Annotated in this window: 1 pseudogene; it reads left to right on the plus strand. The window is 65.1% G+C overall.

The window, feature by feature from the left end:
* A pseudogene (locus ACLIRY_RS27000) lies at positions 1–1678 on the plus strand (hypothetical protein); the annotation flags it as partial.

Below are 1678 nucleotides of genomic sequence, written 5' to 3' on the forward strand. Positions count from 1 at the left end.
ACGGACGAAGTCCTCACCGACGACACCGAGGAGGAGGTTGTCATCCCGGAGGTGGTGCTGACCACGGATGGCTGCTCCATCCGCGTGGACCTGGCCCAGGGCGTGGCGATCCAACAAAACCGCGTGGTGATCACCACCGGAAGCACCAAGGAAACCGAGGCCTGCGCCGATGGCCCGGATCGCTTTCCAATCCTGTCCACCTCGGCGGGCTGCCCCGACCGCGTCGACCTCGCCGCCGGCAACGCCACCCCCGCCTTCCGCCTGTACTACACCGGGCCTGATGGGAGCGAGACCCGCGTCACCGCATGCCAACCCGACCCCCAACGCTCCTTCCCCATCGAGGAGGACGAGGCCGGATGTGCTCTCCAGGAAGACGACTACACCCAGACCTCCGTCCGGCTCCAACGGCTGATCTATCACGATGCCAATAATGCCACCGTGGTGGTACAGGACTGCCAGCCCATCGAAACCCGCCGGGTCCTGACCCAGGGCTGCGACATCCGCGTGGACCTCGACCAGGGCATGGCGATCCAACAGATCCGCACCGAGACCTTCGGCGAGAAGGGTACATCGAGCGAACAGTGCCGCGACGGCACCACCCGCTATCCGATCCTGTTCACCTCGGCAGGCTGCCCCGACCGCGTCGACTTCGCCGCCCGCACCGCGACCGCCCAGCGCCGCCTGTTCTACATTGACCCGACCGGTCAGGAGGTGGAGGTGACGGGCTGCGCGAATAACGCCGAACAGGTCTTCCCCATCACGGAAGACCGTACGGTCTGCTCCCATTCCGTCGACTACGAGAAGATGACCGTCGTGCCTCAGGCCCAATGGGTTTATGTCGACGCCAACAACGCCCCCGTGGTGGTAAAGGATTGCGAACCCGCCGAAGACGCGGCGCCGGTCCCGCTGGTCGAGACGGAGGAAGGCTGCACCCTTCGCCACGACTTTGCCTCCAACCGCTCCAACCGCCAGACCAAGCTCATCTACCACATGGGCGATCTGACCTATCAGGCGGGCGACTGCGTCGACAGCGACACCTGGTATCCACACCTGCGCCTCCATGAAACCGCCGATGGCCAGCAGGTTTGCCCGCCCGTCATCGACACCAACGGCAAGCTGATCACCCGCGCCAGCCGGGTGCAGATCACGGTGGACGGGGCAGCGGAGTACATCACCGAATGTCAGCCCGATACGGCGGGGAGCGCGCTTCTCGCCACCACCGATGGCTGCGACAATCCCGCCACCTGGCAACACACCCTGAGCGCGGGCCAAAGCGTCGGCCAGGAACGCTATTACTACACCCGGCAGAACGGCCAACGCGAGTACGTCACCGACTGTCAGCCCTCCACCGTCACCTATCCCCACCAGATCCAGGTCGTCGGGTGGCAGCCGCACGACGAGCAACGCTTCGCCTATCTCCTCTCGACCGTCTACATCGTGACCCCGAAAGGCCGGTTCGATCTGGTGTTGGCCGAAGTGCTGCCGGGAACCGCGCAATACCCCTATGTCAAACAACGGGACCTGCTCACCCAGACCGAGCAGATCTTCTACAGCGGCTGTACCCGCTTCGCCCGCACCGAGAAGACGGAGGTCTGGCTGCGGCCCGACGGCAGTGAATACATCCGGCCGATGGGCGCGGGTGCCTCGGCCAACCTGGGTAGCGCCTGTCAAACCCAGA

This window comes from Rhodospirillum sp. A1_3_36 (genome assembly GCF_047263945.1).
Lineage (GTDB): Bacteria > Pseudomonadota > Alphaproteobacteria > Rhodospirillales > Rhodospirillaceae > Rhodospirillum.